At 60.9% G+C, this 13,696-nt stretch carries 8 protein-coding genes, 1 tRNA gene and 2 rRNA genes (1 of these 11 cut by a window edge); 4 read left to right on the top strand and 7 right to left on the bottom strand.

Annotated elements, in window-relative coordinates; genetic code table 11:
- The 3 genes from CUV01_RS02380 to CUV01_RS02370 all read left to right on the top strand — a co-directional run.
- A 23S ribosomal RNA gene (locus CUV01_RS02380) occupies nucleotides 1-1,911 on the top strand (it extends 926 nt beyond the left edge of the window).
- 115 nt (nucleotides 1,912-2,026) lie between these two features.
- A 5S ribosomal RNA gene (rrf, locus tag CUV01_RS02375) occupies nucleotides 2,027-2,141 on the top strand.
- Between the two features lie 68 nt (nucleotides 2,142-2,209).
- Nucleotides 2,210-2,286, top strand: a tRNA-Met gene (locus CUV01_RS02370).
- 117 nt (nucleotides 2,287-2,403) lie between these two features.
- Here CUV01_RS02370 and CUV01_RS02365 read toward each other — a convergent pair.
- Together CUV01_RS02365 and CUV01_RS02360 are read right to left on the bottom strand one after the other, a co-directional pair.
- Nucleotides 2,404-4,947 (bottom strand): S8 family peptidase, encoded by a 2,544-nt coding sequence (locus CUV01_RS02365; protein WP_157994761.1) that lies wholly within the window; start codon nucleotides 4,945-4,947, stop codon nucleotides 2,404-2,406.
- A 3-nt stretch (nucleotides 4,948-4,950) separates the two neighbouring features.
- Nucleotides 4,951-5,958, bottom strand: a complete 1,008-nt coding sequence (locus CUV01_RS02360) for an AAA family ATPase (RefSeq protein ID WP_101459064.1) — start codon at nucleotides 5,956-5,958, stop codon at nucleotides 4,951-4,953.
- A 237-nt stretch (nucleotides 5,959-6,195) separates the two neighbouring features.
- On the opposite strand from CUV01_RS02360, the gene CUV01_RS02355 reads away from it, so the two are divergent.
- On the top strand, nucleotides 6,196-7,158 hold the full coding sequence (locus tag CUV01_RS02355) for an SOS response-associated peptidase (protein ID WP_232962438.1): 963 nt from the start codon (nucleotides 6,196-6,198) through the stop codon (nucleotides 7,156-7,158).
- A 169-nt stretch (nucleotides 7,159-7,327) separates the two neighbouring features.
- Here CUV01_RS02355 and CUV01_RS02345 read toward each other — a convergent pair whose 3' ends face one another.
- The 5 genes from CUV01_RS02345 to CUV01_RS02325 all read right to left on the bottom strand — a co-directional run bounded on the left by CUV01_RS02345 (nucleotide 7,328) and on the right by CUV01_RS02325 (nucleotide 13,687).
- Nucleotides 7,328-7,579, bottom strand: a complete 252-nt coding sequence (locus CUV01_RS02345) for a hypothetical protein (protein ID WP_101459062.1) — start codon at nucleotides 7,577-7,579, stop codon at nucleotides 7,328-7,330.
- Nucleotides 7,579-8,253 carry a YcbK family protein gene (locus tag CUV01_RS02340; RefSeq protein WP_101459061.1) on the bottom strand — a complete coding sequence of 225 codons (675 nt, stop codon included), beginning with the start codon at nucleotides 8,251-8,253 and terminating at the stop codon, nucleotides 7,579-7,581. Before CUV01_RS02340 ends, CUV01_RS02345 begins: the two co-directional genes overlap by 1 nt.
- Before the next feature lie 89 nt (nucleotides 8,254-8,342).
- Entirely contained in the window at nucleotides 8,343-8,630 is a 288-nt protein-coding gene (locus CUV01_RS02335; protein ID WP_101459060.1) for a DUF6127 family protein, read from the bottom strand.
- On the bottom strand, nucleotides 8,627-9,703 hold the full coding sequence (locus CUV01_RS02330; protein WP_101459059.1) for a DUF2793 domain-containing protein: 1,077 nt from the start codon (nucleotides 9,701-9,703) through the stop codon (nucleotides 8,627-8,629). The genes CUV01_RS02335 and CUV01_RS02330 overlap by 4 nt, the downstream gene beginning before the upstream one ends.
- Before the next feature lie 18 nt (nucleotides 9,704-9,721).
- Nucleotides 9,722-13,687, bottom strand: a complete 3,966-nt coding sequence (locus CUV01_RS02325) for a baseplate multidomain protein megatron (RefSeq protein ID WP_101459058.1) — start codon at nucleotides 13,685-13,687, stop codon at nucleotides 9,722-9,724.
- Between the last annotated feature and the right edge of the window lie 9 nt (nucleotides 13,688-13,696).

The following is a 13,696-nucleotide window of genomic DNA, read 5'->3' as shown; positions in this document are numbered from 1 at the left end:
AGTCTAAGTAAACTCCGAATACCAAGAAGGACTATCCGGGAGACACACGGCGGGTGCTAACGTCCGTCGTGGAGAGGGAAACAACCCTGACCAACAGCTAAGGCCCCCAATTCGTGGCTAAGTGGGAAAGCATGTGAGACTTCCAAAACAACCAGGAGGTTGGCTTAGAAGCAGCCATCCTTTAAAGATAGCGTAACAGCTCACTGGTCTAATTAAGAGGTCTTGCGGCGAAGATGTAACGGGGCTCAAGCCACGAGCCGAAGCTTTGGGTGCACCTTTGGGTGCGCGGTAGCGGAGCGTTCTGTGATATAGAGCGCTGCCTCTTCTATCCGTTCGCGGATATCGGAGGCATTGTTCTGACTGTGAAGCCGGGCTGTAAGGCATCCGGTGGAGTGATCAGAAGTGAGAATGTTGACATGAGTAGCGACAAACAGGGTGAGAGACCCTGTCGCCGAAAGTCCAAGGGTTCCTGCTTAAAGCTAATCTGAGCAGGGTAAGCCGGCCCCTAAGGCGAGGCAGAAATGCGTAGTCGATGGGAACCAGGTTAATATTCCTGGGCCAGGAGATGGTGACGGATCACAGAGGTTGTCAGTCCTTATCGGATTGAGCTGGCAGCTGAGTGGTTCCTGGAAATAGCCCTCCATGAGACCGTACCCGAAACCGACACAGGTGGACTGGTAGAGAATACCAAGGCGCTTGAGAGAACCACATTTAAGGAACTCGGCAAAATACCTCCGTAAGTTCGCGAGAAGGAGGCCCCGTTCGTAGGCAACTATGGGCGGGGGGCACAAACCAGGGGGTGGCGACTGTTTACTAAAAACACAGGGCTCTGCGAAGTCGCAAGACGACGTATAGGGTCTGACGCCTGCCCGGTGCCGGAAGGTTAAAAGGAGGAGTGCAAGCTCTGAATTGAAGCCCCGGTAAACGGCGGCCGTAACTATAACGGTCCTAAGGTAGCGAAATTCCTTGTCGGGTAAGTTCCGACCTGCACGAATGGCGTAACGACTTCCCCGCTGTCTCAAATGTGGACTCAGCGAAATTGAATTGTCTGTGAAGATGCAGACTTCCCGCGGTTAGACGGAAAGACCCCATGCACCTTTACTACAGCTTCGCACTGGCATCAGGATTGCGATGTGCAGGATAGGCGGTAGGCTTTGAACCAGGGACGCTAGTCTCTGGGGAGCCATCCTTGAGATACCGCCCTTCGCACTCTTGATGTCTAACCGCGGTCCGTTATCCGGATCCGGGACCCTGCGTGGCGGGTAGTTTGACTGGGGCGGTCGCCTCCTAAACAGTAACGGAGGCGCGCGAAGGTTGGCTCAGAGCGGTCGGAAATCGCTCGTTGAGTGCAATGGCATAAGCCAGCCTGACTGCAAGACTGACAAGTCGAGCAGAGACGAAAGTCGGCCATAGTGATCCGGTGGTCCCGAGTGGAAGGGCCATCGCTCAACGGATAAAAGGTACGCTGGGGATAACAGGCTGATGATGCCCAAGAGTCCATATCGACGGCATCGTTTGGCACCTCGATGTCGGCTCATCTCATCCTGGGGCTGGAGCAGGTCCCAAGGGTATGGCTGTTCGCCATTTAAAGAGGTACGTGAGCTGGGTTTAGAACGTCGTGAGACAGTTCGGTCCCTATCTGCCGTGGGTGTAGGATACTTGAGAGGAGTTGCCCCTAGTACGAGAGGACCGGGGTGAACGTTCCACTGGTGGACCAGTTATCGTGCCAACGGTAGTGCTGGGTAGCTATGAACGGACAGGATAACCGCTGAAGGCATCTAAGCGGGAAGCCCCCCTCAAAACAAGGTATCCCTTGAGAGCCGTGGAAGACCACCACGTCGATAGGCCAGAGATGTAAGCGCAGCAATGCGTTCAGTTGACTGGTACTAATGGCTCGATTGGCTTGATTTGATCCGGTGGAAGCAAGACTTCCACCTCCGATCACAAGCATGCAGAACATGCGAAAACTTGAACAAAACCGACCCGAGCGAAAGCAAGGGCCAACGCTGATACGTTTCTTTCCCGGTCTGGTGGCCATAGCACGAGCGAAACACCCGATCCCATCCCGAACTCGGCCGTTAAGCGCCGTCGCGCCAATGGTACTGCGTCCTAAGACGTGGGAGAGTAGGTCACCGCCAGACCTGGAAAGAAACGAAAATCTCTGAAACGATGAAAACAACCGCACCGCAAAAAACCGCGATGCAATTGGCGCGGGGTAGAGCAGCCCGGTAGCTCGTCAGGCTCATAACCTGAAGGTCGTTGGTTCAAATCCAACCCCCGCAACCAAAAAATCCCCAGATATTAAATAGATATGCCGGTGGTATCATTGTACCATCGCTCAATCGCGCGTCTACATCAACGCCACATCAACGTTTGAGGAGTCGGGTGGGCGGATGATAGAGATTACCTGGCGACATCCACCAGAACGCCTGTCCTGGCGGCAATCATTGCATCCGCTGTCGTCGCCACTTCAGCCTGCAGATCGATGCTGGCATCTGGAGCTTCGAGCGTAACAACAAGAGAATAGCGCGCATTTTCGAGAAATCGGTTCTGGCTCGGTCGATCCCTCCACCACCCCATGACTGGATAGACTACGAGTTGATTTCGTGAGGCGAGATCGACTGCCGGGCCTGTCCATGTGTCGCAATGAAGTGAACCCGCAGCAATCGCCTTCGGACCAAAGTCCCAGTTCGGGTCATCGTCACGCTCACCTCTTCGCAATTTCTGGCCCATCTTAGCGTTCTGACTACGCCGGAAAACGCTCTCAGTCTCTTTGGGCCGCTTTAGGTCAAAGCGGAGTCCGAACGATCGATAGCGCGCCGGGTCCAGCATGGACCCCTTAAGCGGATACGGTTCGACAAAGTAGGACAGTGTAATCTTCAATTTGACTTGGCAGTTGCCCAGCTGCTGAAGTGTTTGAGTTGGCCAAGGCAGTTCATAATAGTGGGCATTGCCATAAGTGATACTGCCAACGCGCCGCATGGGATCGCGGCTGCTAACTTGTGGACGGTCAAACGGCTGAATGTCGGCTTGTGCTACCAGCGCGAGATCGTTCGATGCCGAAGCTAGCGCACGAGCGAGGTCTGGCATGCCATAGCCGAATTTGCGCCGGAGGGCGGCGCGGGCGGTCTTACCTCCTGCTGCATTCACTTCGGCAAGCATAGGTGGCGTCCAACGCGCACTGTGAACCATCAATGCACGAACAGTTTCAGGCCAGTATCTTGGGTGATTTGACATGATTTGAGCAGCCATTCTGGCAGCTTGCGCTGTCGCTGCACTCGTAGCGCAAAACGCCGTCAGTGCGTCCCGCGTACCACCCTTGCCTGTGGAGACCAGCGACAAGGAAGGCATTGCATCAGAGACCTGATCACCACGCGCATTTGTCGCTCGATTACCAGCCTCGAAAACGATTTCCGGTTTTATTGGTGTTGTGCCGTCAGGCCAGTCAGACGAGGTGCGGCTGTACGGGCTAAGATCGCCGACAGCTGCGCAAGCAGACCAGGTGGCTCGCTGATTTACCTCAATCTGATCTTTGAAGGTTACGCCTCCGACGGTCAGTGCATTCCATGCCTGTGCTGGATTGCTACCCGCATGAAGCGTCTGCTCGCTGATTGTGGCCCACGTATCGTTATGCCCGATGTTTCCGACAGCCTGAATGAATAGGCGCCGGGGAGGCTCCTCTTCATCGCCAGCATCGACGCCCGCTGCCATGTCATCGATGGCCGCGCTCCACCTTGTGGGGCGATCTCCGCGAATTTTTGGGTCTGTTGCTGCTGAGCAAATTACCCGTTTTCTGTTAGGATTCCGCTCTTCAGCAAGCGCTACTGCTGATTGCGTAATTGCGCCGTAATTGGCGGGATCATCATCGGCCCTCGGGATAGGCGGTATAAATTTCACGCTTTCGAGTCGGTGTCGCAATCGCGGGGTAGAGGCATCTGCTAAAGGCCCAGTCAGGTCACCATGCAGCGCAAGGCCCGCCATTGGTGTTCCATGGCCCGGCCCATCATAGTGATCATCTCCGCCCCAATCGTTGTCTATCGTTTGTACATCTTCTGGCGCCAGAACCGGCTCAATTAGAGGATGTGCACGGTTCACGCCGGTGTCGAGCAGGCAAACTGCCGGAACGTCGGTCCCAGGCCAAACTATCCTATTTGCAAGATCGTCTACTAGACCGTCCTGCTCCCGGCCGGAAAGATCGACCAAAATGGCGGGGTCGTCGGTTGCAAAGCCGATCTCGGCTAGGCCAGGTTGCCCAATATTGAGCATTTTTTCAAGCTGGCAACGGGTAGCATGGACAGGGATAATGCGAACATCAGGGAAAGTACTCCATCTTTCCTCGGGGGCTACCTGCATATCGAGCGCGCGGGAAAGACCAACTACCTCGTCGACGTAAATGTCCCAGCACCATAGGCCCCACCATGACGCGGTACCATCTGCTGGTGGCAGTAGTGCGGGATCCTCTCGCCAAAGGTCGATGAGCTCTGTTGGTGCAAAGCCTTCTATCGGCTGCATTACGCCCGCCAGTGGAGGATTGCCTTTCTCAGTCAAAGCTCCAGTTCGATAACGCTCGACGCGTTCGGTGATATAGTCCCTTGCGTCCTGATCACGGACGTGCAGGACCATTTTGCGCTTATCGCCATCCTCTCCGGCAGCACTTTGACGAATGCCCTTATCGATCTTTTCGATGTCGAGCTCTTTGGCGGCGCGGTCGAGTAAAACTGTCACGAATGCCCCTTCGCCAATAGTAACTCCGGGCGGAAGCGCGTCTTGCTTTGGACGACGGGCCTCTGTGGTTTCGAACGATGCGGCAAGACCCGCACTCAATCGATCTCCATGTTGCTCGCGGTTACGGGCAAAGGTTGTCCCGCCTCGCGCCTGATGAGCCATGTAAGAATGCGGCGTCAGCAGGGATGTAATATCGATATGCCCACGGTCGTAATCAGCCAAACTCTAGCCCGAAATCTCTTGGTTACCGTTAAAGATGTTGCGCATATCGTGACGAGCCGTGAGCTGCTGTAACAGATCCTCAGTGCGCACTACATTGCGTTCCGACAACAAGGCGACCTTCGCCGCCTCGTCGGCCGCGCGCGCAAGTTCAGCTTGGCTAAGCCCTGACCCCGCTTCGACTATTTTGCTCCATGCAATCCGAGGGTACTTCATCGGTCGTAGATGATTGCGGATAACCTCACAGATCTCGTCAGGAGACGGCATATCGAAGCTCAGAACCTCGTCAAATCTGCGCTGCAAAGCTCGATCGAGAAGTTCGGGGTGGTTTGTCGCTGCTAAAACTAGGCTATCTGTAGACGTAGGTTCTTCCATAAATTGCAGAAAGCTGTTCAGCACTCGCCGCATTTCGCCCACATCATTCGTCGCGTCTCGTCTCCCGCCGACAGCATCAAATTCATCGAAGAGGTAGACTCCGCGATGCTTGATCGTCTCGTCGAAAACCAGCCGCAATTTGGCGGAAGTTTCACCCATGTAACGCGTGATCAGCCCTTCAAGCCTTACGACGAAGAAAGGTAGGCGCAGCTCACCTGCCAGCGCCTCCGCAGTCAGAGTTTTTCCAGACCCCGGCGGTCCAGCAAAAAGAAGGCGTCGTGAGGGTGTTCGATTGCCTTCGCGAAGCCAAGCGCGGCGGTCTTGCTGCACCACAACGCGATCTAGCTTTTCGCGGAGAGGTCCGGCCAGAACAACTTGGGAAAGTTTCAACCTAGGTTCACGAAGATCGAGTAAACCTTCGAGATCACCACGAGGGCGAGCTAAGGAAACTCGAACCGATGGCTTGTCCCCTCTGCTGCGCCGCAAGTCCTCAACTGCAGCTCGAAGCTGCTCGGCGTTGCTACGTCGCCCCTGGCGCGCTTCAGCCGCAGCAACTTGCAGGGCGATCGCAAGGAACTGGTCCTCGTCGCCTTCTGCGCGACTGCGCAACATAGAAAGGATTTGCTTGGTATTGGACATTGGTTTTCATGGGCTCGTATAGCGAGTCTAGACGTGAAGCCTCGCGTTGCCAATCGAAATGAATAGTGCCGCCCATGGTCAAATTCGCCGACCTTTCGACGGATTTGACGTCAAAGATTAATCGGCATTTCTCTGCTGCGGAATCGCTTCTCGGTGCCTTCGACGACTATCCAGCAACAGACTGCTACGCAAGATCGTCTATCAAACCGCAACAATGTTCTGTATTTGTTCATACCCATGACGCGCCGCAGCACACCTCAAGCCAAGATCGACGATTCGGCCTTCCCGGTCCGGGTGCTGATCTGCGTGCCGGAGATGGGCTTTGGTCGTCGGACCGATGCGCTGCATGAGTGGCTGGCGACGCGGATAGGCAGGGGAAACTATGCCTTGCATGGCGGCGGGCGCGGCGGCACGCGGGACCGGATTGCGCTCTATTTCCGTGAACCTGATGCGGCCAGCGCCTGCCTGACGGCCTTTCCTGATCTGGAACTGGCTGACGGAACCTGCCTGCCGGGCTACAGTTCACCCTATCTGCCCTTTGGCAGCTCCGAGGACGACGACACCGTGTGCAACCTTTACAATCAGACCACCACGCAGGAGGCGATGCGCCAGCTTTTCAAGGGTCTGACCATGACCGACCGCGCGGGCAATGTCGCACCGGGCAAGGTCTATCCGGATCAGCTGGCACCGATCATCCGCCATGATGGCAGTTCGCTGGAATTGGTAAAGGCACGGTGGGGGATGCCATCGCCGCCCTCGGTTCTGAAGACCCAGCGGGATCCGGGCGTCACCAATGTCCGCAACCTGAACTCGCCGCATTGGCGGCGCTGGCTGGGGCCAGCAAATCGCTGCCTGGTGCCTGTCACGGCCTTCGCCGAACCGATCAAGGGCGGCAATCAGTGGTTCGCGCCCTCGAAAGCAGAAGCGCCGATGTTCTTCGCCGGGATCGAGGTCCGGGGCTGGAAGTCGGTCCGGAAGGTGAAGGATGGCGAAACAACCGACGATCTCTATGCCTTTCTGACCTGTGCGCCCAATGCCGAGGTGAAATCGGTGCATCCGAAAGCCATGCCGGTCATTTTGACCGATCACCGGGATTGGGAGACCTGGCTTTCGGCGCCGATCGAAGTCGCCAGCAAGCTGCAACGCCCGCTGCCGGATGGCGCATTAGCGTTGGTAGACGCCCCGGCCGAGGCGTCCTGACATTAGCGATCAGCCAGCGCACACCCGCGCCTGCGCCCGCATCACCGCATAATCCGCCATCATCCCGACCAGCGCGGCATCTTCGGGCAGCGCCTCCAGCTCCACCGCCGCCCGGTCCCGTACCGCTTTTTCGTAAGCGACGACCGGCGGACAAACTGCGCCGCCCGGATCAGAACCGCCCGCCGCGCAGGCGGTCAGCGAGATCGTCGCGATCACGAGGGCGGGTGCTGGCTGCTTCCAGCATGCGGCGTTGGATGTCATTCTGGCGCTCCATCTGTTTCAGGCGTTCGGCGTGGCGGCCGGCGGTTTCGCCTGCCCGCCGCAGGTTGATGAGGAAAAGCAGGACCGCGCCGATCAGCGCGGCCCCGATGATCAGACGCCGCGCCCAGTGCGACGCCAGCAGCGCAACGAGGGCGCCCATCACCGTCTTCCCCGGTTCCAGTCGTCGAGCCGGGCCCAGACGGTCAGGCCGATCCCGGCCAGCGCCATCGCGATGAAGGCCCAGCGCAGAGTGTCGAGATAGGGGATCAGCGGCTCGATGGCCGATTGCGCATCGCCGAGCGCGTCCTGAGCAATTTCGATGCCTGCCGCTCCGACGGTGGCAATCCCGGCCGCGCCGCTGCCCTTCATTGTCCGGCTGTCGGCCAGATGTTCGCGGGCTGGCGGTTGGTCCTCCGCGAATGGCATGGCACGGGCCGGGAAGGGATCGCCCCAGCGCCGGGCGGGGCCGAGATCGATATGCATGAAGCCGGATCGCGGATAGCTGCCGAAGCCCAAAAAGCCCTCGGCCCGGGCTGCCTTCTCGAATGAGGCCGGATCGTGATTGGCCATGGAGATGTCGAAAGCGGTGCCTCCTAGATGCTTGGAGCGCTTCGCTCCACGCACCCGGGCGTTATGTTCCGGGCTGCGATAGCCGGAATTCACGATCAGCGGCTTGCCGAGTCGGGTTCGCAAAGCCTGCAGCCGGTCGAGGGCTTGCTCGTGGATCAGGATCGCGCCGGTGCCGCGGCAGGCGATCTCGGCGGGCGAGAAGTTCGGCCAGCGCCATGTTTCTTTCGGCACGTCGCGCCAATGGCTGTAGAAACGGGTGGTCATGAGGATCCTCCGGACAAGAAAAAGGCCCACCGGAATGGCGGGCCGTGGGGTGATGAGTCTGTGGTTGGCACTGATTGCCGCCCAGCGGATCAGCCGCCTTCGCCGAAGAGCTTCAGCTTCAGCGCAATCCCGGCCAGCAGGGTCAGGATCAGGCCTGCGGTCAGCATGCGGATGATTGTCTGGGCGGCGGTGCGGCGCATCAGGCGAATGCCTTCCAGCAGCGCCCGCAGGTCACGGATATCGAGCGCGGCTTCCCTGCCGTCGAGCCCGGCATCGACAAGGGCGCGTCGGGCACCTTCCTGCGCGGCCCGGGCGAGCAGATCCTCGAATTCGCTCTCGCTCATCTGCAGTATGTCGTCGAGACGTTTGGGTGTCATCCGATCTTCGTTCCCCAGAATGTGGTGTGGTCGGCCGCGAAATACCCATCCGCCGCCCGAAACGTGCCTTGCAGCGCGACCGTGTCGTCTGCGTCCAGCGACACCAAGGTCTGCAGCCAGAGCGCGGTCGCTCCCGAGACATGCGCGCTGGAAATCTCGCCGAACGATCCCCTGATCTCTGTCGATCCGTTCAGGACCAGCCGCCCGCGCATCCGGGCGCTGGTATTGGCGTTGATCTTGTAGAGCAGCGATGCGCCAAAGAGATAGGTTCCCGCGACCGGCGCCACGAAGCGGTTGGTGCCCGCATCGAAACAGCCCTGATCATTGTAGTCCGCCACATTGATCCCGAGCGTGGTCCAGCTGTCAGTCGCCACGTAGTTGTCGTAGTTGGTATACGCCTTGAAGCGCGGCAGGTTCGGCTGGTTGGCGATGCCCGTCGCCGGATCGACGCCCAGCGCATCGCTGAAATTGCTGCCATCCGACGAGACGGCGATGCGCAGCTGATCCGATCCGAACATGCCGATCAGGGCCCGTGTGGAAAACCCGGTCTGCAGGATCAGCCCGGCATCGTCAGTACCGGTTTCCCGGTTCAGCGTCTGGGTCAGATCGCCGCTGCCGCCATCCGCCGCATATAGCGCGGTCCAGAGGGCGCTGTTCAGCTTGGCAGAAAAGGGAGCACCCGTGCTGGCCGCCATGCCGATGCCAAGGCGGGTCAGATCGTCGAGGCCGGTGGGGATCACCGGTTGCCAATCGGCACCGTTCCGGACCAGCAGAACTGCCTCATCCTCGACCCATGCCCGCCAGCCCTCGCGCGGCGGGAGGCGCAGCCAGGCGCCATCGGTCCAGAGCGCAACATTCAGATCCCAGCCCGCCCAGCCGCCGGTCGCGCCAGAGGCGACAATATAGCGGTCGCCATCGGTGGGGCTTGCAGGCGCTGCGGTCATTTGTCGGCTTTTGACCGAGAGCTGGACAAGCCCGTCGAGCAGGCGCAGGGCCTCGTTATGGGTGACGTGTTTCTGCGCCTGCGCCGCCATCAGATATGGCAGCAGCAGATTCGTCGTGCTGTCGGACATTTTTGGGTTTCCCGGTCGTCAGAGATAAAGCGTGGTGGTGATGGCGGTGCCGCGCCCGATCCGGGCAGAGAGCTGACAGATGCGGATGGTCAGGCTGTCGCCCGAGGCCAACAGTCCGCCGAAATCCGCCACCTGATCTGCGCTGCGATAGGTGACGGAGGTGCTGCTGGATTCGAGACCGCGCCGGACGGTCGCACCATCAAGGATCTCGACCGACCATGCCTCTCGTTCTTCCGCCATCGGCACTTCCATGCCCTGCCAGCTATCGGCGGCGAGGGTGCGGGAGCGGCGTGTCCAGCGGATCACCAGATCACCGGGCACATGCGGGCGGCGCCATGGCTGGTCGACATGGACCGGCGAGAAGGGCCGCAGACCCTCGCCCTCAGGGGTGAAGCTTACCGCCACAAACGTGTCGCTGCTGACCGGATGACGGGCCGGTCCGATGCGCCAGTTGAAGGGAATGCCGAGATCGGCTTCCGGGATCGGCAGCGGGGTCAGGGCCTCGTTCAGCATCACCACCCGGGCCCTGGCTGGGGTTGGATGGCCCATGGCCTGTTCGGTGCCACGCTGGCCACGTAGCAACCGGGACAGGCGGTATCGCTGGGGCGCGATCAGCTCGGCATGGCCCGCCTGGACGATCTCCCAGCGCCCCGGCGCGGATTCCACCGCCAGCGCATTGGCGCCCCCGAACAGCGCCAGATCGCTGACGCTGTCCAACTGGCCGCTCGCCAAATCGAGGATCAGGACATTGCCGAGATCGAAACGCGAGGTGGGACCGGGCCATAGATCGGCGGCCAGACGGCCCATGTGCGCGAGGCGGCGCAGCGTGGTGACCAGTTCGAACCCGTCACCACTTGGGCTTCGATACACCGCCAGAGCGCCGGGCCAGGGTTTTGCCGTGGCGGCGATCAGCGGTCGATGCGCCGGAACATCGTCGCGCAGCTTCGGAAGATCGAGCAAGATCACCTCTGGAGGCCCAAAAGTGACGGCGCGGGGCAGGGTGGCGGGCCGCTCGGCGCCGGGCGGCAGGTCATAGGCCTCCCGGTCCTGCCGCACGGCCTCGATGCCGCGCGCTTCGGCATCGGCCACGGCCGTCAGGCGGAACTGCTGCGCGCGCCCATCGTGGGTGAGCGCGATGACATCGGCCGGATCGAGCGCCAGTCGCGAGGGCGGCAGGCGAAACACCGCGCTTTCCCGACCCGCCCAGGCTTCCTGCAAAGCCCGGCGGCAGCGGCGCTCGGCCTCTTCGGGCGGCACGGCCATGGGAAAGCTCTCGGAGGCGATGCGACTGGTGTCGACGGTGATGCGGGACGCCTCGACCAAGGCGGCATCGTAATCTTCATCGGCTCGCGCCAACTGCCATTTGAGCGCCTGCGGCAGTTCGGTTTCCTGCGCCCGGGTCAATTCGATCGCTTCGCCGCCCGTGTTGCCCGCGACGAGGTCGTCATAGGCGATACTCGCAATCGGCGCCCGGCCGCGCATGATGAAGCGGATCACGCCCTCGCTTTCGACCGCGTCGAAGCCGAAATGCCGTGCCAGCGTGGTGATCGAGGCGCGGGGGCTTTCGAGGGCGGTGATCGCATAGCCCTCGGCGGCGCCCCAAAGGCCCGTGACATCGATGCGGCTTTCCGACAGCCCGGCGCGGAGGCAGAGATGGCGGACGAGGGCGGCCAAGGACACCGCACCCAGCCGCCCGGTCAGCCAATGGCCGAGCCGCCAGTTGTCGCCATCGGTCCAGACATCGTCCAGCGCCGGAAAGAACGGATAGGGTCGTGCATCCCAGGTCCAGGCGGCGCATTCCGAGATCTCGACCATGCGGCCTGCGTATTCCATCGAGACCGGATTGTTCGCAGCTTTGCCCCAGAACAGATAGCTGGCCTCCAGATAGGCCCGCTGGATGGCATCGTCACGCCAGCCGCGCGAGAAATACGGCACGAAGCTTTCGGAAGACTTCGGGTCATAAAACACGTTCGGCTGGTTGGTGCCGCGGTCGATGGCCGGGCAACCGAGTTCGGTGAAGCGGATCGGTTTTGATCCGGGCAGCCACGCCGTCGGTGTCACGGCTTCGACGCCGCCCGGCCGATCATAGTGCGGGTTCGACCACCAAGCGCGCAGGTCTTTGGGTCTGAACACCCACGGCTTTCCATAAGTCCCGTCGGTGATCGGGGTCCGGACCTGTGCCGCGCGGTCGGCCTCTGACGCATAGAACCAGTCGAACCCTTCGCCGCCCGCGATATTGGACTGCAGATAGGCCCGATCATGGATCGCGTGCCAATCGGCATCCGCATCCAGATGGTCAAACCCGTCGCGCCAGTCCGAGAGCGGCAGGTAATTGTCGATGCCGATGAAATCGACATTCTGGTCGGCCCAGAGCGGATCGAGATGGAAGTACACATCCCCGCTGCCATCTGCAGGCTGATGCCCGAAATATTCCGACCAGTCGGCGGCATAGCTGACCTTCGTACCGGGCCCGAGGATAGTCCGGATATCGGCGGCCAGCGCCCGAAACGCCGCGACGGCCGGATAACTGTTCCCGTTGGACCGGATCGTGGTCAGCCCGCGCATCTCCGAGCCGATCAGGAAGGCGTCGACCCCGCCTGCCGCCGCGCAGAGATGGGCGTAATGCAGCACCATGCGGCGCAGCCCATGATCGCCGGGATCGCCCGCCCAGCGCACCTCGTCGCCGGTGACGGTGAAATCCGACGGCGAAGCGCTGCCGAAGAACGCCGCGACTTGATCTACCGCAACCTCCGTCTTGTCGGCGCTCCCGGCCTGCCCAGCTGCGGGCGCACAGGTGATCCGCCCGCGCCATGGGAAAGCGGGCTGACCGGTCCCGGCCGTATGGTCCGTATAGGGATCCGGCAGGGTATTCCCCGGCGGCACATCCATGAGAATGAAGGGATAGAAAGTTACACGCAGGTCGCGCGCCTTCATCTCGCGGATCGCCTGCACCACCGCGAAATCCGCTGGCGTGCCACCATAGACTGGACGATCTTCCTGATCACGGCTGACAAGATGGGCATCGGCTCGGCTCACGCCGTTCACGGACCACGTCCTCGGACTACTGGCTTTCTCGGCCACCTCGGCCCCGGGCCGGATGGCGCAGTGGCCGCAGCGCAGGTCGTTGCCGAACCAGGCGACGACCAAGCTGACGCTCTCGACCTTCGGCGCCATGGCCTGCAGCCTGTCCAGCGCCACGATCATGTCGGGGTTTCCGGGCGCTGCGTTCAGGTTCTCGGCCGAGCTGGTGCCATTGCCGCCCTTGCGGATGGCCTCAGTGGCATAGGTGAACTCGCCTGATGCGGGGATCAGGGTGACGGCGCGGGTCAGACCCTCCGCCGTGTCGGGATCGGCCAGCGGCCGGAAGACCTCAAACGAAAGCTGCGGCAGGCGGTTGCCATAATCACTCAGCGGCAGATCCTCGAAGACGACATAGGCGGTGCCGCGATAGGCCGGGGTCGCGTCATTCCCCATGGTGGTGGCGATGAAGGGATCGGGTTCCTGCGTCTCAGAGCCCGGATACCAGCGCCAGGTAATTCCCGACGTATCCAGAGGCTTGCCGTCCGCCCAGATGCGACCGATGCCGGTGATCTCGCCTTCGCAAAGCGCCACGGCGAAAGACGCATGATAGAGATACTCGGTCGTCTCGACCTTGGGTCCACCGCCCTTGCCGCCGCCCTGCCGGCTGGTCTTCGTCTCCTCGCGGAAATCCGTCGCCCAGACGATATTGCCGCCCATGCGCATGCGGCCGAAGACGCGTGGGATGACCGCACCTTCGGTCGAGGCGGTGATGCGCAGATTGTCGAGCCGGGCGCCTTCGATGCGCTGGGCCGGGGCGAGCGAGGAGACGATCCAGCTGTCCACGGCCGCACCGATGGCCGAGCCGATCATGCTGCCGATGGCGGCGCCCGAAAATCCGAGGATCGCGCCACCAAAGCCGCCGCCAATCGTGGCGCCGACCGAGGCCAATACCAATGTTGCCATAGCGATGAG

The organism is Paracoccus tegillarcae (genome assembly GCF_002847305.1).
Taxonomy (GTDB): Bacteria; Pseudomonadota; Alphaproteobacteria; order Rhodobacterales; family Rhodobacteraceae; genus Paracoccus; species Paracoccus tegillarcae.
Note: the sequence above shows the minus strand (reverse complement) of the source record. Positions and strands in the feature narration are given on the sequence as shown.

Coding starts and splice junctions, on each gene's coding strand:
- CUV01_RS02325 (WP_101459058.1), bottom strand. CDS start 13,687: ATGGCAACATTGGTATTGGCCTCGGTCGGCGCCACGATTGGCGGCGGC.
- CUV01_RS02355 (WP_232962438.1), top strand. CDS start 6,196: ATGACGCGCCGCAGCACACCTCAAGCCAAGATCGACGATTCGGCCTTC.
- CUV01_RS02330 (WP_101459059.1), bottom strand. CDS start 9,703: ATGTCCGACAGCACGACGAATCTGCTGCTGCCATATCTGATGGCGGCG.
- CUV01_RS02345 (WP_101459062.1), bottom strand. CDS start 7,579: ATGGGCGCCCTCGTTGCGCTGCTGGCGTCGCACTGGGCGCGGCGTCTG.
- CUV01_RS02340 (WP_101459061.1), bottom strand. CDS start 8,253: ATGACCACCCGTTTCTACAGCCATTGGCGCGACGTGCCGAAAGAAACA.
- CUV01_RS02360 (WP_101459064.1), bottom strand. CDS start 5,958: ATGTCCAATACCAAGCAAATCCTTTCTATGTTGCGCAGTCGCGCAGAA.
- CUV01_RS02335 (WP_101459060.1), bottom strand. CDS start 8,630: ATGACACCCAAACGTCTCGACGACATACTGCAGATGAGCGAGAGCGAA.